Below are 19,603 nucleotides of genomic sequence, written 5' to 3'. Positions count from 1 at the left end.
ACACCCACTTGTCGAACGTCCGGTAAGAGACTTTTTGTAACCATTTGCACCAGGCGAGACAAGGGTCACGGGCCGGAAACCGTGCGGGCGGGCGGCGCGTCAAACCGCGCCGCCCGCCCGCACCTTGGACCGGTGTCCGGCTCGCCCTACCGGGAAACCACCGCCGGGTCGGGCGAGTTGGGCCTCGGCTCCGCGTCGCCCTCGTCGTCGTCCACCGCGATCCCGCGCCGCTTGGACACGTACACCGCCGCGATGATCACCAGCGCGGAGAGCACCGCGATCAGCACCCGCATCCCGACGCTCTTGTCGGCGCCGTAGGAGAACTTGATGACCGCGGGCGCGATGAGCAGCGCCACCAGGTTCATCACCTTCAGCAGGGGGTTGATCGCCGGACCGGCGGTGTCCTTGAACGGGTCGCCGACCGTGTCGCCGATGACGGTGGCCGCGTGGGCCTCGCTGCCCTTGCCGCCGTGGTGACCGTCCTCGACGAGCTTCTTGGCGTTGTCCCACGCGCCACCGGAGTTGGCGAGGAACACCGCCATCAGCGTGCCCGCGCCGATCGCGCCGGCCAGGAAGGCGCCGAGCGCGCCCACACCGAGCGTGAACCCGATGAAGATGGGCGCCATCACCGCGAGCAGACCGGGCGTGGCGAGCTCCCGCAGGGCGTCCTTGGTGCAGATGTCGACGACCTTGCCGTACTCGGGCGTCTCGGTGTGGTCCATGATCCCGGGCTTCTCACGGAACTGCCGCCGCACCTCGTAGACCACCGAACCCGCCGACCGCGACACCGCGTTGATCGCCAGCCCCGAGAAGAGGAAGACGACCGCCGCGCCCGCGATCAGGCCGACGAGGTTGTTGGGCTGCGAGATGTCCATCATCAGGCTCAGCGGAGCGCCCTCGCCGCTGAGCCGTTCGCCCACCTCCCGGGCGCCGGTGGTGATGGCGTCCCGGTACGAGCCGAACAGCGCCGCTGCCGCGAGGACGGCCGTGGCGATGGCGATGCCCTTGGTGATGGCCTTGGTGGTGTTGCCGACCGCGTCCAGGTTGGTGAGCACCTGGGCGCCCGCGCCCTCGACGTCGCCGGACATCTCGGCGATGCCCTGCGCGTTGTCGGAGACCGGGCCGAAGGTGTCCATCGCGACGATCACACCGACCGTGGTGAGCAGACCGGTGCCGGCCAGCGCCACCGCGAACAGCGCCAGCATGATCGACGTGCCGCCGAGCAGGAACGCCCCGTACACGCCGAGGCCGATCAACAGGGCGGTGTAGACGGCCGATTCCAGGCCCACGGAGATGCCGGCGAGGACCACGGTGGCCGGTCCCGTCAGCGAGGTCTTCCCGATGTCCCGCACCGGGCGCCGGGTGGTCTCGGTGAAGTAGCCGGTGAGCTGCTGGATCAGCGCCGCCAGCACGATGCCGATGGCCACCGCGACCAGCGCGAGGACCCGCGGGTCGCCGCTCTTGGCCAGGACCGCCTCGTCGGTCGCCCCGGTGAGGTCGGCGTACGACGACGGCAGGTAGACGAACGTCGCGATCGCGACCAGCACCAGCGAGATCACCGCGGAGATGAAGAACCCGCGGTTGATCGCGCTCATGCCGCTGCGGTCGGCGCGCCGGGGCGCCACCGCGAAAATGCCGATCATCGCGGTGATCACACCGATCGCGGGGACCAGCAGCGGGAACGCGAGGCCCGCGTTGCCGAACGCCGCGGACCCGAGGATCAGCGCGGCCACCAGCGTCACGGCGTACGACTCGAAGAGGTCGGCCGCCATGCCCGCGCAGTCGCCGACGTTGTCGCCCACGTTGTCGGCGATGGTCGCGGCATTGCGCGGATCGTCCTCCGGAATGCCCTGCTCGACCTTGCCGACCAGGTCGGCGCCGACGTCGGCGGCCTTGGTGAAGATGCCGCCGCCGACCCGCATGAACATCGCGATCAGCGCGGCCCCGAGGCCGAAGCCCTCGAGCACCTTCGGCGCGTCGGCCGCGTACACCAGCACGACACAGGCGGCGCCGAGCAGACCCAGCCCCACCGTGAACATGCCGACCACACCGCCCGTACGGAAAGCGATCTTCATCGCCTTGTGCGAAACGGTGGTGAGATCCTTTTCCGGCTCACCCTCGGCCGGAGTGGCTTCCCGGGCCGCGGCTGCGACCCGGACATTACTGCGCACCGCGAGCCACATGCCGATATAGCCGGTGGCCGCCGAGAACGCCGCTCCGATCAAGAAGAACACCGACCGCCCGGCACGCTGATTCCAGTCGTCCGCGGGCAGCAGCATGAGCAGGAAGAAAACGATCACGGCGAATACGCCGAGCGTGCGCAGCTGGCGGGCCAGATAGGCGTTGGCGCCTTCCTGGACCGCGGCCGCGATCTTCTTCATGCCGTCGGTGCCCTCGCCGGCCGCGAGCACCTGGCGCACCAGGACCGCCGCGACGGCCAGCGCCGCCAGGGCCACGACGCCGATGGTCACCACGAGCACGCGGTTCTCGTCGGTCAGCACGGCGGCTGCGAGGGATGTGGGTTGGCCCGACTCGTATGAGATGGAAAGCCCCGCCATTCGTCCTCCTTGACGCTTGGGCTGAGCTCAAGATGTGGACGGGATTGTAGGTACCGGAACCTGATCTAAACAGACCGCGAGAAATGTAAATGGCGTGCAGTCACTCTTCACCATTGATCTCCGGCGACCGGCCGGCCGGAAATCGGTAATGCCTTTGAAGCATTCTCGTGATCGCATTCTCCCGGGCACGGAGGATCGTGAACGAATTCACGCGATCTTCCGCTGGGAACCACTGTAAGCGCGGTCCCCGGCACCCGCACATGCCGAAGGGCCCCCACGCAGGGGGCCCTTCGGAAAACGGTCGGCGTACGGGTGAACCGGTCAGGTGAACGTCGCGGCCGGCGGCGTGGTGGGCCACCTCATGCGGATCGATCCGCCGCTCTCCCCGGCACTGACCTCGACGTCGTCGACGAGGCCGCTGATGACCGCGAGGCCCATCTCGTCCTCCTCGGTCTCCACGTCGGGGTCGCCGAGCACCTCGTCGGCCGAGCGGGCCCGGACGGGGGCGTGCGGGGCCTCGTCGCCGACCTCGATGGAGAACTGCTTCTCCTCCTCGATCAGCAGCACCTTCACGGGCGCGGAGATCCCGCCGTGCTGGTGCAGTCCGACGGCCCGGGTGCAGGCCTCGCCGACGGCGAGCCGCACCTCGTCGAGGACGGCCTCGTCCACTCCGGCCCTGCGCGCCACCGCCGCCGCCACGAGCCGGGCGGTCCGGACGTGCTCGGGCAGCGCGCTGAAGCGGAGTTCGACGGTGGCCATGCATCCCCCTCGCGACTACGGGCGTGCGGTGAAGGGGCCGGGCCGCCGAACGCCCGGCCCCCTTCGGTGTCTCTCGTGCTGCCCGGGCACGACCGCCCGGGAGCGGGTGGTCAGTCGGTCGCCGCCACCGCTTCCTCGACCGAGGTGTGGATCGGGAACACCTTGGTGAGGCCGGTGATGCGGAAGATCTTCAAAATGCGCTCCTGGTTGCAGACCAGGCGCAGCGAGCCCTCGTGGGCTCGTACCCGCTTCAGGCCGCCGACCAGCACGCCGAGACCGGTGGAGTCGAGGAAGTCCACACCTTCCATGTCGACGACAAGGTGGAAACTGCCGTCGTTCACCAGCTCGACCAGCTGCTCGCGCAGCTTGGGCGCGGTATATACGTCGATTTCGCCACCGACCCTGACGATCGTGCGATCGCCCACGGTCTCGGTCGACAGGGACAGGTCCACGGATCCTCCAGCACCTAGCTATCGAGCGGTCGCCCTTGGGACATCTCGGCTCAGCCCCCGGGACGGTTCGCCAGCCGCCATGGCATTCAATCACTTACCGGCAGGCGTGCACGACGCCTTGGCCCCATTGTCCGTCACGCCGGTGACACACTCGGTGCCGATGGCCAAGAATCACCGATCCGATCGACCCCCGACGGACACGCGATCCGGGACCGCCGCGCCGGGCGACGTCCTGGACCGGCTCGCGTCCGGACCGAGCAGGGCTTCCCGCATTACTCATACGGAGCACTTGCCCCCGCGTGCGGGTCGCCATGCCGTCTGGCCCCACCGGATCCGCCCGGAGGTGATCGCCGCGGTGCGGGCCGCGGGAATCGAACACCCCTGGGCCCACCAGGCGCGGGCCGCCGAGCACGCCCTGGACGGCGACTCGGTGGTGGTCGCCACCGGCACGGCCTCCGGCAAGTCCCTGTCGTACCTGGTGCCCGTGCTGTCCACGCTGCTGGACGGGGCCGAGGCGCCGAACGGCAGGGGCGCCACCGCCCTCTACCTCGCCCCCACGAAGGCGCTCGCCGCGGACCAGTGCCGGTCCGTGAAGGAACTTTCACAGCCACTGGGCCATTCGGTGCGCGCGGCGGTCCACGACGGCGACACTCCGTTCGAGGAACGCGAATGGATCCGCCAGTACGCCAACTACGTGCTGACCAACCCCGACATGCTGCACCGCGGCATCCTGCCGTCCCACCCCCGCTGGTCCTCCTTCCTCAAGGCGCTCAAGTACGTCGTGATCGACGAGTGTCACACCTACCGGGGTGTGTTCGGCTCGCACGTCGCCCAGGTGCTGCGCCGGCTGCGGCGGCTGTGCGCCCGCTACGGCGCGTCGCCCGTGTTCCTGCTGGCCTCCGCGACCGCCGCCGAGCCGGCCGTCGCCGCCCGACGCCTCACCGGCCTGCCCGTGGTCGAGGTCGCCGACGACGCCTCACCCCGCGGTGAACTGGTGTTCGCCCTCTGGGAGCCGCCGCTCACCGAGCTGCACGGCGAGAAGGGCGCACCGGTCCGCCGCACCGCCACCGCCGAGGCCGCCGACCTGCTCACCGACCTCACCGTCCAGGGCGTCCGCTCGGTCGCCTTCGTCCGCTCCCGGCGCGGCGCCGAGCTGATCTCCGTGATCGCCAAGGAGCGCCTCGCCGAGGTCGACCGGTCCCTGACCCGGCGGGTCGCCGCCTACCGGGGCGGCTACCTCCCCGAGGAGCGCCGCGCCCTGGAACGCGCCCTGCACTCCGGCGAGCTCCTCGGCCTCGCCGCCACCAACGCCCTCGAACTCGGCATGGACGTCTCCGGCCTGGACGCCGTCGTCATCGCCGGCTACCCGGGCACCCGCGCCTCCCTGTGGCAGCAGGCCGGCCGCGCGGGACGCTCGGGGCAGGGCGCGCTCGCCGTGCTCGTGGCCCGCGACGACCCGCTGGACACCTTCCTCGTGCACCACCCCGAGGCGCTCTTCGACCGTCCGGTGGAATCCACGGTCCTCGACCCCGACAACCCGTACGTCCTCGCCCCGCACCTGTGCGCGGCCGCCGAGGAACTGCCCCTCACCGAGGACGACCTCACTCTCTTCGGCCCCACCACCGAGGAGCTGCTGCCGCAGCTGGAGGCCGCGAAGCTGCTGCGCCGGCGGACGCGGGCCTGGCACTGGACCCGCCGCGAGCGGGCCGCCGACCTCACCGACATCCGCGGGGAGGGCGGGCGCCCCGTCCAGGTCGTCGAGGCGGGGACGGGCCGGCTGCTGGGCACGGTCGACGCGGGCGCCGCGCACACCAGCGTCCACGAGGGCGCGGTCCATCTGCACCAGGGCCGCACCTACGTCGTCCGCTCCCTCGACCTGGAGGACTCCGTCGCCCTGGTCGAGCAGGCCAGCCCGTCGTACACGACCGTGGCCCGGGACACGACGGCCATCTCCGTCCTGGAGACGGACACCGAGATCCCCTGGGGCGACGGACGCCTCTGCTTCGGCTCCGTCGAGGTGACCAACCAGGTCGTCTCCTTCCTGCGAAGGCGGGTCATCACCGGCGAGGTGCTCGGCGAGACCAAGCTCGACCTCCCTCCCCGTACTTTGCGCACCCGTGCCGTGTGGTGGACGGTCACCGAGGACCAGCTGGACCGGGCCCGGATCAACCCGGAGATCCTCGGCGGCGCCCTCCACGCGGCCGAGCACGCGTCGATCGGCATGCTGCCGCTGTTCGCCACCTGCGACCGCTGGGACATCGGCGGCGTCTCGGTCCCGCTGCACCCCGACACCCTGCTGCCCACGGTCTTCGTCTACGACGGCCACCCGGGCGGCGCGGGCTTCGCCGAACGCGCCTTCCACACCGCCCGCTCCTGGCTCACGGCCACCCGCCAGGCCATCGCCTCCTGCGAGTGCGAGGCCGGGTGCCCCTCCTGCATCCAGTCCCCCAAGTGCGGCAACGGCAACGACCCCTTGCACAAGCGGGGCGCCGTGCGGCTCCTGGACGTGCTGCTGGAGGGGGCGCCCGAGGAGAAGGCGGACGGGGCGGAGGAGCGGGCCGATGAAAGGGCCGAGGGCGCGGAGGGGGCGGAGGCTCCCGAGGGGCGTCGCGGCGGGGCAGAGGCTTCCGAGGGGTGCGGTGGCCGGGTCAGCTCGCCGGCCGAGGGGCGCGGCAACGGGGTCAGCTCGCCGGCCGAAGGACGCGGCGACGAAGTCACCTCGTCCGCCGAAGGACGCCGCGACGGGGTCAGCGCGTCGGCCGAGGGGCCGGCGGAGGCTGCGCCGGACCCGGAGGTCCCGCCCGTGCCCTGACCTCCGCGGTGAACGGGCCCACGCCGGACGCCACCGACACGTCCGACACCTCGCCGGTCATCACGCACCGCACGAGCCGCGCGTCCTGGGCCCGGGCCACCCGGTCCGCCCGCGCGCACGCCTCCGCCGCACCGTGCTCCCAGTGGTCGGCGGCGGCGAGCGCCGCGAGGTCCGCGCCTGACGCCGCCCGGTGCCGGACCACCACGGCGTGCCCCAGGGCGAGCACCACCCCGAACACCACGCACAGCACGGCGACCGCGCCGACGCACCACACGGAGGCGGAGCCGCGGTCGCGCCCCCGCGTGGCGTCCCTCACCTCGCCGTACTCACGGCGACCACCCCCTCTTCGACCGCCGCGACGGCCTCCTCCCGCAGTTCGAAGGGCAGCGCCCGCAGCATCGGCGCCCTGGCCACCACGGTCACCCTGACCTGTTCGGCGTCCCGGCCGACCGTGACGCGCGCACCGGCCGGAGCCGCCTCCCGGGTCACCTCGACCACCGCGTCCGGGGGATCCTGCCGTGCCGCGGCCCGGGCCCCCGCCCGGGCCGCGTCCACACACTGGATCTGCGCGGCCACCACCATCAGCCCCCACACCAGCGCCGTCACGAACAGCACCAGCACGGGCAGCACCAGCGCCGCCTCCGCCGTCACGAACCCGCGGTCGCGCCCGTTGTCGCGCGAGAGGCCACGCCTCCCGCCGCCCCGTCCACCGCGCCGTCCGCTGCCCCCTCCACCGCGCCATCTGCCGCGTCCCCGGTCACATGCGGCCATCGAGGGCCTGCTGCACGATGTTCCGCAGGGCCGTGCTGACCGGGCCGCTGTTGACCACCCGGTAGAGCACCACGGCGAATGCCACCGCCGCCACGATTCCCATCGCGTACTCCGAGGTCACCATCCCGGCGTCCCTCCGCGCCCCGCGCACCCTCGCCGTCAGGGCACGCAGCCGCGCCCGCACCACCTGATACATCCGAACCTCCATACGTGCCGTGTCCGTTGTCATCGCCGGTTGTCGTCGCCGGCTGTTCGCCTGGCTGTCGCCGGCTGTCACTGGTTGTCGTCACCCGTCGTCGCCGGTTCTCGTCGTCTGCTGTCGTCCTTCGTCGTCCGCCGCGCCTCCTCACTCGCCTCCTCACCCACCCCCTCCCAGCACCCCGCCCGCGAGCCCGATCACCACGGGCAGGACGCCGACGGCGATGAAGGCGGGCAGGAAGCACAGGCCCACCGGCGCGCTGATGAGGACCGCCGCCCGCCGGGCCCGCGTGGTCGCCGCACGGGACCACTCGGCCCGCGCCTCCGCGGCGAGCCGGCCCATCGGTGCGGCGAGCGGAAGACCCGACACGTCGGCCCGCTCCAGCAGCCGGGCCAGCGGGACCGCGCCGGGCAGGGCGGCCAGCCGGCGCCAGGCCTCTCCCGGCTCACCGCCGAGCCGCACCTCCGCGGCGCCCCGCGCCAGGGCGTCCCCGACCGGGCCGCCCAGGGCCTCCCCGACGGCCTGCGCCGCCGGTACCGGTCCGGCGCCCGCCGCGATGCAGGCGGACAGCAGGTCGGCGGCGAGCGGGAGTTGGCGTGCCGCCAGAGCCGAGTCGGGCGCGCTCGCTCCGTGGGCCGCCCGCGTCTGCCGCCGGTGCCACCGCCACAGTCCCGCCGCCAGGACCAGCCCCAGCCCGACACCGCCGATCCCGCCCACCGTCACCCACCCGGCGCCCACGACCGCTACGTACGGCAGCCGTCCGCGCGCGGCCCTGAGCAACGGGGGGCGCACTCCCGTTCTTCGCCGTTCCCGGGCCGCGAGCGCGTCGAGCCGCCGTCGTGTCCGCCGCTCGCACCGGAACCGGTGCCACCAGGCCCACGCCCCGACGAGCACGGCGGCGACCCCCGCGACCGTCCCCAGCCTGTGGACGACGTCGCCGCTCATGCCGCCGCCTCCTCGGCCCCGCGCATGATCCGCAGCGCCCACCACAGGCCCAGCCCCTCCAGCACCCCGCCGGCCGCCAGACAGACCGTCCCCGACGGTGTGTGCAGCAGGACGTGCAGCGGATCGGCTCCCAGGGCCGCGCCCAGCGCCAGCCCGACCACCGGGAGCCCCGCGAGCATCACCGCCGTGGCGCGGGCACCGGACAACTGGGCGCGCAGGTCGGCCCGCTGGTCCCGCTCGGCACGCAGGGCCGCTTCCAGCCGGTCGAGGCCGTCCGCGAGTCCCGCGCCCTGGTCCACCGCCACCCGCCAGCACGCGGCGAGTCCGCGCAAACCCTCGGCGCCGGGCTGCCGGGCCGCCGCCGTGAGCGCGCCCGGCACGTCGCCGCCGAACCGCGCCGCCGCCAGCACGGCCGCCTGATGGCCACCGAGCCCTCCGGAGTCCCGGGCGGCCGCCAACAGCGCCTCGCCCGGCTGCCGTCCCGCCCGCAACTCCCCGGCGAGCGCCCCGCACAGAGCGACCACCGCGTCCGCGCGGCCGTCCCGCTCCTTGCGCCCCGCGGCCGCCCGCCGCACCCTGCGCAGCACGGGCACCCCGGCCGCCCCCGCGACGACCGGCAGCACCGACGCCCCGAGCACCGCGAGCACCACGCCGACGGCCAACGACGTCCACTCGACGCCGAGTCGCGCCCGAAGCCGGTCCGCCGCCGCCGTGAGAAGCGGTCGTCCCTCGAGCCCCCGGTCGTCCCCGGCCAGCGCCCGCGCCCTCCGGGCCTCCCGGTGTCCGCCGCCCAGCACCCAGGCCGCCGACCCCAGGCACGCCACCGCCGCGCCCACCGTCGTCCCGGTCACCCCGCTCACGCGCCGACCGCCTCTCGCCCCGCCCGGGCCTCCTCGTCCCGCGCGGCGCGCAGCAGGTGCCGCAGGCGCGGCCAGGCTGGCTCGGCGACGAAGGTCTCCGGTCCCCACCGCAGTGCCGGGGCCGTCCGCACCAGCCCCGAGGGGTCGCGCTCGAGGACGTGCACCTCGGCGATCCGCCGCCTGCCGCTGCGGTCGCGCACCAGGTGCAGCACCACGGACAACGCGGCCGCGAGCTGGCTGTGGAGGGCGAACCGGTCGAGGCCCGCCGCCGTGCCGAGCGCCTCCAGCCGGGCGGGCACGTCGCCGGCGGCGTTGGCGTGCACCGTGCCGGAGCCGCCCTCGTGTCCCGTGTTGAGCGCGGCGAGCAGATGCACCACCTCGGGTCCGCGCACCTCGCCCACGACGAGCCTGTCAGGCCTCATCCGCAGGGCCTGGCGCACCAGGTCCTCCAGGGTCACCAGTCCCGCGCCTTCCTGGTTGGCGGGCCGGGTCTCCAGCCGGACGACATGGGGGTGGTCGGGCCGCAGCTCGGCGGAGTCCTCCGCGAGCACGATCCGCTCGTCCGGCCCCACCAGTCCCAGCAGGGCGCTGAGCAGGGTGGTCTTGCCGGTGCCCGTGCCGCCGCTGACCAGGAAGGACAGCCGCGCGTCCATCAGGGCCCGCAGCACCTGGTCCCCGCCCGGCGGCACCGTCCCGGCGGTCACCAGCTCGTCGAGGGTGAAGGCGCGCGGCCTCACGACCCGCAGGGACAGGCAGGTGCCGCCCACCGCGACGGGCGGGAGCACCGCGTGCAGCCGGGTGCCGTCGGGGAGCCGGGCGTCGACCCAGGGCCGTGCGTCGTCCAGGCGCCGGCCGGCCACGGCGGCGAGCCGCTGCGCCAGGCGTCGCACGGACGGCTCGTCCGGGAAGGAGACCGAGGTGAGCGTCAGGCCCCCGCCGCGGTCCACCCAGACCCGGTCCGGCGCGGACACCAGCACGTCGGTCACGGTCGGGTCGGACAACAGCCGCTCCAGCGGCCCGCTGCCGACCAGCTCGGACCGCAACTGCTCGGCCGCGCCGAGCACTTCGGCGTCGCCGAGCACCCGGCCCTGTTCGCGCAGGGCCTGTGCGACCCGCGCGGGCGTCGGTTCGGCGCCGCTCTCGGCCAGCCGTCGCCGCACCCCGTCGAGCAGCCCGGGAGGCATCGCCGCCCCGGTCGTCCCCATGCCGCTCATGCCGCCCTCGCCTCCACCAGCGCGCGCTCCCAGAACGCGCGGCAGAAGCGGGACAGCGGGCCGCGTCCGGTCACTCCGGGCGGGCGTCCCGTGCCGTACGGGCGCTGGAGGGCGGGTTCGACCGGCACGTCACCGACGAGGGGCAGGCCGAGCAGCCGGGCCACCTCGTGGTCGTCCAGACCGGGTGCGTACGGTCCCCGGACGGCGACGCGCAGGTCGCGCATGACCATGCCCACGGCGGAGGCGACGCGGCCGGCCGCCGCGACGGCGCGCAGCTCGGCGGGGACCACGAGGAGCGTCAGGTCGAGCTGGGCGAGGACCTCCGCGACGCCCTCGTCGACGCGTCGCGGCAGGTCGACGACGACGGCTCCGCCGCCGCGCCGGGCGGCGGCGAGGACCGCGCGCACGGCCCTGGGCGGCACCGAGAGGCAGTCGCCGCGGTCCCAGCTGAGCACGCGCAGCGAGTGCAGTTCGGGCAGCGACTCCTCCAGCGCGCCGCCGCCGACCCGGCCGTGCGACGACGCGAAGGCGGGCCAGCGCAGCCCTTTCGCGGTCTCGCCGCCGAGCGCCACGTCCAGTCCGCCGCCCAGCGGGTCGGCGTCCACCAGCAGGGTGCGCAGTCCTTCGCGGGCGGAGGTGACGGCGAGGGCGCACGCCAGGGTGGACGCGCCCGCGCCGCCCCGGCCGCCGATGACGCCGACGGTCAGCGCGGGCCGTCCGACGCCTTCGGCGACGTCGGCGATGCGGTCGACGAGCCACTGCTCGCCGTCGGGCAGCATCAGCACGTGGTCGGCGCCGATCTCGACGGCCCGCCGCCACACGCCGGGGTCGTCCTGGTCGCGGCCGACCAGCACCACCCCCTGTCTGCGGGGCGCGCCGCGGGCCCGCCGGGCGGCGTCGTCACCGACGAGGACCAGCGGCGCGGCCTCCCAGCTTCCGCGCGGCCCGGGCAGCCCGTGGTGGACCTCCGGTGTGGCGCCGGCGGCCGCGCACAGGCGCAGCAGGTCGTCGAGGAGACCTGTGTCCTCGGTGACGATCAGCGGTGCGCCCGGCCGGTTCCCTCCGGGCGGGTCGTGTGTGACGGTTCCGGTCATGTCGTCCCAGTGCTCCCTACCTCGCGCGGCCCTCGGGCCCGCCGGTTCCAGGTGGGGGAGGACCGCGCTGCGGCCTCCCGCGGACCGGCCGGAGGATTCCGGCCGGGCACGTCCCGGCCGAGCGGAAGCGGGTGTGCACTCGCGGCGATCGGGACGCGTGGGAATGACAGTGCAGCGGCGCCGGAAATCGTGGGGATCTTGGTGGAAAACTGTGGACGAGGCGGTGACTGTGGATATCGCGGTCACCCGTACCGGTGAGACCGCCATTGCGTCTGTGCGAAACCACGGAGTGGCCTGGCCGATCACCGCAGAGCACCTCGACCACCACTCTCCGTAATCGATCGCGCACATGACAATCAATTCCCCGTGCGGACCCGCACGTGAGGAAAAGGGGGAGAAAGCGGCGGAAAATGCGTCCGGACATGCGACGACCCCCGCCGGGGGGGAGAGCGGGGGTCGTCCCCACGGCCGACTCGGGGGGGGAGGAGTCGGGCCGGGTTAGCACGGTCGCGAACGATCCGTGACTTCCATGGTGTACCCGAGGGCCCTCTCAGGCAAACCCACGCGCCACACACTACGCCGAATGGGCTGCGCCTATGCTCAGGGGCGTGGAAAACCACTTGTCGCCCCGCACAGCCGCCTTCTTCGACCTGGACAAGACGGTCATTGCGAAGTCGAGCACGCTCACCTTCAGCAAGTCCTTCTACCAAGGCGGACTGATCAACCGCAGGGCCGTCCTGCGGACCGCGTACTCCCAGTTCGTGTTCCTCGCCGGCGGTGCGGATCACGACCAGATGGAACGGATGCGGAAGTACCTGTCCGCGCTGTGCCGCGGGTGGAACGTGCAGCAGGTCAAGGAGATCGTCGCCGAGACCCTGCACGACCTGATCGACCCGATCATCTACGACGAGGCCGCCACCCTCATCGAGGAGCACCACACCGCCGGGCGTGACGTGGTGATCGTGTCCACCTCGGGCGCCGAGGTGGTCGAGCCGATCGGCGAGCTGCTGGGCGCCGACCGTGTCGTGGCCACGCGCATGGTGGTGGGCGACGACGGCTGCTTCACCGGCGAGGTCGAGTACTACGCGTACGGCCCCACCAAGGCGGAGGCGGTCCGGGAGCTGGCCGCGTCCGAGGGATACGACCTGTCCCGCTGCTACGCCTACAGCGACTCGGTGACCGACATCCCGATGCTGGAGGCCGTCGGACATCCGCACGCCGTGAACCCGGACCGCGCGCTGCGCCGGGAAGCGCTGGCGCGGGAGTGGCCGATCCTCGATTTCCACCGGCCGGTGCGGCTGAAGCAGCGTTTCCCCGCGTTCTCCGTTCCGCCGCGTCCCGCTCTTGTCGCGGCGGCCGCGATAGGCGCGGCGGCGGCCACCGCGGGCCTTGTCTGGTACGCGAGCCGGCGCCGCTCGACCGTTGCCTGAACGTACTTTTTCTTCGCCGCGCGTCCCCGCTCCGGGACGCGTTCGCCATTTCGGCGTCCGTTTACTGCTCGTTTGAGCCCAAAAGTAAAGGAACGCGGCCAGGACTTCCCCTCTCCGGGAAGCCGGAGTACAAAGGAGTTGACGGCCCGCGAGACCAAGGACGTCCGAGAGGACGACCTCCGAAACGCTTTAAGGCCCCACGGACCGCGCATGGAAACCGCGCACCCACGCGACGTCGACCCGTCGATTACGGGCCAGCCGCACCAGGCCGGGCAAAGTCCCCGGCCTGATGGGCACATATCGAGGACGCTTGGTAACGCGGTGGACGTGCCAGCGGCGGTACGAGTATTCGTACCGCCGCATTCTCGCGCCAAGCCCCTCAGCCCCCGGCCAGTGCGCTCTCCACCCCAGCCGCGTGCCCTACGGCCGCACTCAGGCCGCTCCGCGCTGCAGCGCCTCGCACACCGCCGTGGACTCCCGCGCACCCAGCGCCACGGCCCGTCCGCAGTGGGCGATCCAGGCGGCCATGCCCTCCGCCGTGCCGGACAGGTAGCCCCGCAGCGCCTCCTGGTAGGCGTCCTGGCCCAGCTCGGCGTGCCCCACCTCGGCCGGGCACACCGACTTGGGATCGAGGCCGCTGCCGACCAGGACGATCCGCTCGGCCGTGCGCGCGACCAGGCCGTTGTGGGACGTGAAGGGCCGCAGCGCGAGCAGCTCGCCGTGCACCACGGCGGCCGTCACCAGCGCCGGCGCGGAACCCCCCGCGATGACGATCTCGGCCAGACCCTCCAGGCGGCCGTGCATCTCGTCGGCACCCGGCAGGGGCAGGTCGACGAGGGGCTCGTCGACCGGCTCGCCCGCCCGGCGGGGACGGCCCACGCACTCGGCCTTGTCGGCGGCGGCGACCAGGTGCAGCCGCGCCAGCACCCGCAGCGGCGACTGCCGCCAGATCGACAGCAGCTGGCCCGCCTCGGCCGTCAGCCGCAGCGCGGCGCCCACGGTGCGCGCCTCGTCGTCGCCGCTGAAGTCGCTGCGCCGCCGCACCTCCTCCAGGGCCCAGTCCGCGCCGGACAGCGCCGCCGAACCCCGGGCGCCGCGCAGGGCCGCCTCGGAGGTGATCTCGTTGCTGCGCCGCCGCATGACCCGGTGCCCGTAGACCCGGTCCACGGCCTTGCGTACGGACTCCACGGAGTCGGCCACACCGGGCAGGTTGCCCAGGGCCGCGAGGGGATCGGCGGTCGCGCCCGTCGTACTCATGAGTACGACCCTACGCACCCCGGACGCCCGCCCCACGATGGAGTGGTCTTCTTCACGCCCCACCGTGACGTAGAGCTATCGAGGCACTACGCTTCGTGAACATGAAAATTGCTTTCGTTGGGAAGGGCGGGAGCGGAAAGACGACCCTGTCCTCCCTGTTCATCCGTCATCTCGCGGCCGAGGGCGCCCCGGTCGTCGCCGTGGACGCCGACATCAACCAGCACCTCGGGGCCGCGCTGGGCCTGGACGAGGCGGAGGCCGCCGCCCTCCCCGCGATGGGCGAGCACCTCCGGCTGATCAAGGACCACCTGCGCGGCGGCAACCCGCGCATCGCGTCCGCCGACACGATGATCAAGACGACCCCGCCCGGCGAGGGCTCCCGGCTGCTGCGGGTCCAGGAGGACAACCCGGTCTACGACGCCTGCGCGCGCCCGGTGCGGCTGGACGGCGGCACGGTCCGCCTGATGGTCACCGGCCCCTTCACCGACGCCGACCTGGGGGTCGCCTGCTACCACTCCAAGACCGGGGCGGTGGAGCTCTGCCTGAACCACCTGGTGGACGGCCCCGGCGAGTACGTCGTGGTCGACATGACGGCCGGCTCGGACTCCTTCGCGTCCGGCATGTTCACCCGCTTCGACATGACGTTCCTCGTCGCCGAGCCGACCCGGAAGGGCGTCTCCGTCTACCGCCAGTACAAGGAGTACGCCCGTGACTTCGGCGTGGCGCTGAGGGTCGTCGGCAACAAGGTGCAGGGCCCGGACGACCTCGACTTCCTGCGCGCGGAGGTGGGGGACGACCTGCTGGTGACCGTGGGCCACTCGGACTGGGTGCGGGCCATGGAGAAGGGCCGCCCGCCGCGGTTCGCCGCGCTGGAGGAGTCCAACCGGCTCGCCCTGCGCACGCTGCGCGATGCGGCCGACGCGACGTACGAGCGGCGGGACTGGGAGCGGTACACGCGCCAGATGGTGCACTTCCACCTCAAGAACGCCGAGTCGTGGGGCAACGAGCGCACCGGGGCCGACCTGGCCGCGCAGGTCGACCCCGGTTTCGTGCTCGGCGAGAGCGTCACCGCCGGGGCCTGAGTCTCACCCCTTCGGCGCGGGGGAACCCGGCGCGCCCTTGGGGGCCGGGGCGGGGCCGGAGGCCAGGAAGGTCTTCCAGCCCTTCTTCGGGGCCTCGCCGACACCCAGCGAGCGCAGCTTCTCCAGGGTCGCCGGGTCCTGCGCGTCCAGCCAGTCCGCCAGCTGGCGGAAGGAGACGCACCGCACGTCGGACTTGGTGCACACCGTCTCGACAACCTCTTCGACGGCCCGCATGTACGTGCCGCCGTTCCACGACTCGAAGTGGTTGCCGATGATCAGGGGCGCCCTGTTGCCGTTGTAGGCGCGCTCGAAGCCCTGGAGCAGGCCGTCCCGCATCTGGTCGCCCCACATCTCGTGCTTGGAGGGGTCGCCCTGGGTGGTGGTGCCGGACTGGTTCACCATGAAGTTGTAGTCCATGGTGAGCTGCTCGAAGGAGTGCCCGGGGAAGGGCACGAGCTGCATCGACAGGTCCCACAGCCCGGACTTCTTCTGGGGCCAGACCTGGTTGTTGACGCCGCTGGTGTCGTAGCGGAAGCCCAGGTCCCGGGCGGCCTTCATGAAGTTCTTCTGCCCTTCCAGGCAGGGTGTGCGGGCCCCGATGAGCTCCTTGTCGTAGTCGAAGGGCAGCGGGGCCTCGTTCTTCATGCCGGCGTTGGTCTTCCAGGTCTTCACGAACTGCTTGGCCTGGGCGATCTCCTCCTTCCACTCCTCCACCGACCACTCGCCGACCCCTCCGTCGCTGCCGCAGAAGTGACCGTTGAAGTGGGTGCCGATCTCGTTGCCCTCGAGCCAGGCCAGCCGCAGCTGCTTCACGGTGTCGGCGATGCCCTGCTGGTCGTTGAAGCCGATGTCGGAGCGCCCCGGCGAGTGCTGCGGCGGGCTGTACAGGTCGCGCTTCTCCTCCGGCAGGAGGTACACGCCGCTGAGGAAGTACGTCATGGTCGCGTCGTTCTCCTTGGCGACCTTGCGGAAGTGGGAGAACAGCTTCTGGCTGTCCTCGCCCGCGCCGTCCCAGGAGAACACCACGAACTGCGGGGGCTTCTCACCGGGCTTCAGCCGCTCCGGCTTCGGCAGGTGCGGCTGGGCGCCGGTGTAGGCGGTGGAGCCGTCGCCGATCAGCCGGACGACGTTCTTGGGCGCGGGGGCCGGCTGCGCCTTCTCCTGTTCCGGCCCGCCCTGCCCGCCTCCGCCGCCGGTTCCGCAGCCGGCGAGCGCGGAGAGGCAGACCGCGGTGATCACGGTGCCCGCGGCGATCCTGTGGGTGGCGGCCATTAGCCCACCTTCTTCCTTCTCTCGGGCCGAGCTCGATGAGGCGTTGTGTGGTGCCGGGCCGGTCCATGCCGACCGCGCCGTCAACCTCGCACGGAAAGAAGAAGTGAATTAATACGACAAGCCGATGAAATGGCCACTTCACCCCTCGGGGTGACGCCTGCCGCCATTTGCCCGGAAAGTCTATGCCGGTCCTTTACTCGCAATTACGATCTGTTTACTGAGAGTCATTACATCCCGCCGTTCTGGGGCCGTGCCCCACGGCCGCGACCGCTCCGCCCGAGCGGGCCCCCACCGTCACGCGACCGCGCAGACCCGAAGGAGACGGGAGTCCATGTCAGCCTGCCTTCCCGCCGGCGCCACCGAATCGGCGCACACCGAACGAGCCCATCCCCCGCACAGCCCACCGCCCGGCCGCAGTCGCCGCTTCCGCGTCGCGGGCGCCGATCTCTCGGCCGCCGTGGCGGTCTTCCTCATCGCCCTCCCCCTGTCCCTCGGCATCGCCCTCGCCACCGGCGCGCCCCTCCAGGCCGGCCTGGTCGCCGCGGCCGTGGGCGGGCTCGTCGCCGGACGGCTCGGCGGCTCTCCGCTCCAGGTGAGCGGCCCCGCGGCGGGACTCACGGTCGTCACCGCCGACCTCATCCACCAGTACGGCTGGCGCACCACCTGCGCCGTCACCGTCCTCGCCGGCCTCGCCCAGCTCGGCCTCGCCTGTCTGCGCGTGGCCCGAGCGGCCCTCGCCGTGAGCCCCGCGATCGTGCACGGCATGCTGGCGGGCATCGGCGTCACCATCGCCGTCGCCCAGGCGCACATCGTCCTCGGGGGCGAGCCGCAGAGCTCCGTACCCGACAACCTCCGCGCCCTGCCCGCGCAGTTGGCGCGCCTCGACCCCGCCGCGCTGGCGGTGAGCGTGCTGACGCTGGCCGTCCTGCTGCTCTGGCCGCGGATGCCCGGACGCGCCGGACACCTGTTGCGCCGGATGCCCGCCGCGCTGGTCGCCGTCGCGGGCGCCACCGCGGTCGCCGCGGCGGCCGGACTGGTGCTGCCCGTGGTGGACCTGCCGTCGTGGCACAGCCACGCGCTGGCCGGGCTGCCCGACGGTCCCGTGCTCGGTCTCGTCGCGGCCGTGCTGACCACCACGCTGGTGTGCAGCGTGCAGTCGCTGCTCGGCGCGACGGCCGTGGACAAGCTGGCCGCCGCCCGCCCCGGCGCGCCGAGCCCCGTCCGCTCCGACCTTGACCGGGAGCTGCTCGGCCAGGGCGCGGCCAACGTGGTCTCCGGCACGCTCGGCGGTCTGCCCGTGGCCGGCGTCGCCGTCCGCAGCACGGCGAACGTCCACGCCGGCGCCGTCAGCCGGAACGCCACGATCATCCACGGCGCCCTGGTGGTGGCGGCCGCGCTGGTGCTGGTCCCGCTGCTGGAGCTGATCCCGCTCGCCGCCCTCGCCGCGCTGGTCATGGCGGTCGGCCTGCGCATGGTGTCCCTGCACCACATCCGCACGGTGACGCGCCACCGCGAGGTCCTCGTCTACGCCGTCACCGCCCTCGGGGTGATCTCGCTCGGGGTGCTGGAGGGCGTGGCGCTCGGCATCGCCGTGGCCGTGGGCGTGGCCCTGCACCGGCTCACCCGGACCCGGATCACCCACGAGGAGGAGAGCGGCGTCCATCACGTGCACGTGCGCGGGCAGTTGACGTTCCTCGCGGTGCCACGGCTCAGCCGGGCCCTGCACCTCGTCCCCCAAGGCGCGGACGCGGTGGTGTCGTTGAACGGGTCCTTCATGGACCACGCGGCGTACGAGACGCTGCAGGACTGGCAGAACACGCACACCGCGCGCGGCGGCACCGTGGAGATCACCGGCCGGCGCTCGGGGGTGCGGATCGCCGAACCCGGCGCGCTCTCCACCGAACCGGCGCACGACGGGGAGTCCGGCACCACAGGCGACTGCCGCTGCCGTCCCTGGACGGCCTGGCGCAACCACCAGTGCGAGCGGCCCTCCCCCGCCCCGGACACCGGGGACCGCCCGGACACGACCCACACGAGCGCCGACGCACACCGGCCCGCCGATCCGGGCACCCCGGCCCGCGGACACGCCCCGGGCGGACGTCAGCTGGTGCGCGGCCTCAGCACCTTCCAGCGCCGCACGGCGCCCCTGGTGCGCGGCGAGCTGGCCCGGCTGGCGCGGGAGGGGCAGCAGCCGTCGCAGCTGTTCCTGACCTGTGCCGACTCCCGGGTGGTCACCTCGATGATCACCTCCAGCGGCCCCGGCGACCTGTTCGTGGTGCGCAACGTCGGCAACCTGGTGCCGCCGCCCGGTGCGGAGAGCGGCGACGACTCGGTGGCCGCCGCCATCGAGTACGCCGTCGACGTGCTGGCGGTGCGGTCGATCACCGTGTGCGGCCACTCGGGGTGCGGTGCCATGCAGGCCCTCCTCGGCTCCCGCCCCGGCTCCCGCCCCGGCTCCCCCGCCGTCACGCCGCTCGGCCGCTGGCTGCGGCACGGCGGGCCGAGTCTGGAGCGGCTGCGCGACCCCGGTGCGCCCGCGCCCCGGCTGGCCGGGCGGGCCCCCGCCGACGACGTCGAGCAGCTCTGCCTGACCAACGTGGTGCAGCAGCTGGAGCACCTGCGCGCCCATGAGTCGGTCGCCCGCGCGCTGGAAAAGGGGACGCTCGAACTGCACGGGGTGTACTTCCACGTGGGTGAGGCCCAGGCGTACCTCCTCGCCGAACAGGAGGAGGAGAGGGTCTTCGACCGGGTACGCGAGGTGGACCTGGCGGTGTGACGCCCGCCAGGTGTGAGAGGCGTTACACCACTTGAACCAGGTTGCCCGGCGCCCCGTGGGAAGGGGTGTCGGGCAACCGCACGACACGACCCCGACAGGTCTAAACCAATTTCCCGTCGACC

The 19,603-nt window shown here is 73.1% G+C and carries 16 protein-coding genes; 4 read left to right on the top strand and 12 right to left on the bottom strand.

Features of this window, described 5'->3' with window-relative positions; translation table 11 throughout:
• Positions 1–146: 146 nt before the first annotated feature.
• From ACQZOG_RS15855 to bldG, 3 genes are all read right to left on the bottom strand, one after another.
• On the bottom strand, positions 147–2,558 hold the full coding sequence (locus ACQZOG_RS15855; protein WP_033274887.1) for a sodium-translocating pyrophosphatase: 2,412 nt from the start codon (positions 2,556–2,558) through the stop codon (positions 147–149).
• Positions 2,559–2,879: 321 nt separating this feature from the next.
• On the bottom strand, positions 2,880–3,317 hold the full coding sequence (locus ACQZOG_RS15850) for an ATP-binding protein (RefSeq protein WP_037640848.1): 438 nt from the start codon (positions 3,315–3,317) through the stop codon (positions 2,880–2,882).
• A 110-nt stretch (positions 3,318–3,427) separates the two neighbouring features.
• Entirely contained in the window at positions 3,428–3,769 is a 342-nt protein-coding gene (gene bldG, locus ACQZOG_RS15845) for an anti-sigma factor antagonist BldG (protein WP_006132569.1), read from the bottom strand.
• Between the two features lie 79 nt (positions 3,770–3,848).
• Between bldG and ACQZOG_RS15840 the strand changes: the two genes are divergently transcribed.
• Positions 3,849–6,581, top strand: a complete 2,733-nt coding sequence (locus ACQZOG_RS15840; protein ID WP_351084025.1) for a DEAD/DEAH box helicase — start codon at positions 3,849–3,851, stop codon at positions 6,579–6,581.
• Here ACQZOG_RS15840 and ACQZOG_RS15835 read toward each other — a convergent pair.
• The 7 genes from ACQZOG_RS15835 to ssd form a co-directional block, all read right to left on the bottom strand.
• Positions 6,517–6,897: an Rv3654c family TadE-like protein gene (locus ACQZOG_RS15835; RefSeq protein ID WP_033274885.1), complete on the bottom strand. Its 381-nt coding sequence runs from the start codon at positions 6,895–6,897 to the stop codon at positions 6,517–6,519. The genes ACQZOG_RS15840 and ACQZOG_RS15835 overlap by 65 nt on opposite strands.
• Complete coding sequence (locus ACQZOG_RS15830) at positions 6,894–7,352, bottom strand: TadE family type IV pilus minor pilin (protein WP_079031471.1); 459 nt, start codon at positions 7,350–7,352, stop codon at positions 6,894–6,896. The genes ACQZOG_RS15835 and ACQZOG_RS15830 overlap by 4 nt, the downstream gene beginning before the upstream one ends.
• On the bottom strand, positions 7,339–7,548 hold the full coding sequence (locus ACQZOG_RS15825; RefSeq protein ID WP_033274961.1) for a DUF4244 domain-containing protein: 210 nt from the start codon (positions 7,546–7,548) through the stop codon (positions 7,339–7,341). Before ACQZOG_RS15825 ends, ACQZOG_RS15830 begins: the two co-directional genes overlap by 14 nt.
• 162 nt (positions 7,549–7,710) lie before the next feature.
• Complete coding sequence (locus ACQZOG_RS15820) at positions 7,711–8,496, bottom strand: type II secretion system F family protein (RefSeq protein WP_033274883.1); 786 nt, start codon at positions 8,494–8,496, stop codon at positions 7,711–7,713.
• Positions 8,493–9,356, bottom strand: a complete 864-nt coding sequence (locus tag ACQZOG_RS15815) for a type II secretion system F family protein (RefSeq protein WP_193468058.1) — start codon at positions 9,354–9,356, stop codon at positions 8,493–8,495. Before ACQZOG_RS15815 ends, ACQZOG_RS15820 begins: the two co-directional genes overlap by 4 nt.
• Positions 9,353–10,570 (bottom strand): TadA family conjugal transfer-associated ATPase, encoded by a 1,218-nt coding sequence (locus ACQZOG_RS15810; protein ID WP_351033983.1) that lies wholly within the window; start codon positions 10,568–10,570, stop codon positions 9,353–9,355. Before ACQZOG_RS15810 ends, ACQZOG_RS15815 begins: the two co-directional genes overlap by 4 nt.
• Positions 10,567–11,664: a septum site-determining protein Ssd gene (gene ssd / locus ACQZOG_RS15805; protein WP_033274880.1), complete on the bottom strand. Its 1,098-nt coding sequence runs from the start codon at positions 11,662–11,664 to the stop codon at positions 10,567–10,569. Before ssd ends, ACQZOG_RS15810 begins: the two co-directional genes overlap by 4 nt.
• Positions 11,665–12,260: 596 nt before the next feature.
• On the opposite strand from ssd, the gene ACQZOG_RS15800 reads away from it, so the two are divergent.
• The gene (locus tag ACQZOG_RS15800; RefSeq protein ID WP_033274879.1) at positions 12,261–13,094 is read left to right on the top strand and encodes an HAD family hydrolase; all 834 of its coding nucleotides are present in this window, start codon (positions 12,261–12,263) and stop codon (positions 13,092–13,094) included.
• Between the two features lie 432 nt (positions 13,095–13,526).
• Here the strand turns inward: ACQZOG_RS15800 and ACQZOG_RS15795 are convergent, their stop codons facing one another.
• Positions 13,527–14,351: a hypothetical protein gene (locus ACQZOG_RS15795; RefSeq protein WP_058916336.1), complete on the bottom strand. Its 825-nt coding sequence runs from the start codon at positions 14,349–14,351 to the stop codon at positions 13,527–13,529.
• Between the two features lie 101 nt (positions 14,352–14,452).
• Here ACQZOG_RS15795 and ACQZOG_RS15790 point away from each other — a divergent pair, with 101 nt between their 5' ends.
• Positions 14,453–15,433, top strand: a complete 981-nt coding sequence (locus ACQZOG_RS15790) for an ATP-binding protein (RefSeq protein WP_430741570.1) — start codon at positions 14,453–14,455, stop codon at positions 15,431–15,433.
• Positions 15,434–15,436: 3 nt separating this feature from the next.
• Here the strand turns inward: ACQZOG_RS15790 and ACQZOG_RS15785 are convergent, their stop codons facing one another.
• Positions 15,437–16,705 (bottom strand): polysaccharide deacetylase family protein, encoded by a 1,269-nt coding sequence (locus tag ACQZOG_RS15785; RefSeq protein ID WP_033274877.1) that lies wholly within the window; start codon positions 16,703–16,705, stop codon positions 15,437–15,439.
• A 331-nt stretch (positions 16,706–17,036) separates the two neighbouring features.
• Between ACQZOG_RS15785 and ACQZOG_RS15780 the strand changes: the two genes are divergently transcribed.
• A complete protein-coding gene (locus ACQZOG_RS15780; protein ID WP_430741569.1) occupies positions 17,037–19,481 on the top strand; it encodes a SulP family inorganic anion transporter in 2,445 nt (814 codons plus the stop codon).
• Positions 19,482–19,603: the final 122 nt, after the last annotated feature.

Origin of the sequence: Streptomyces sp. P13-3-3 (assembly GCF_050571355.1) — a bacterium.
Taxonomy (GTDB): Bacteria; Actinomycetota; Actinomycetes; order Streptomycetales; family Streptomycetaceae; genus Streptomyces; species Streptomyces althioticus.
The sequence above is the reverse complement of the archived record's forward strand: the minus strand, read 5'-3'. Positions and strand labels throughout refer to the sequence as shown.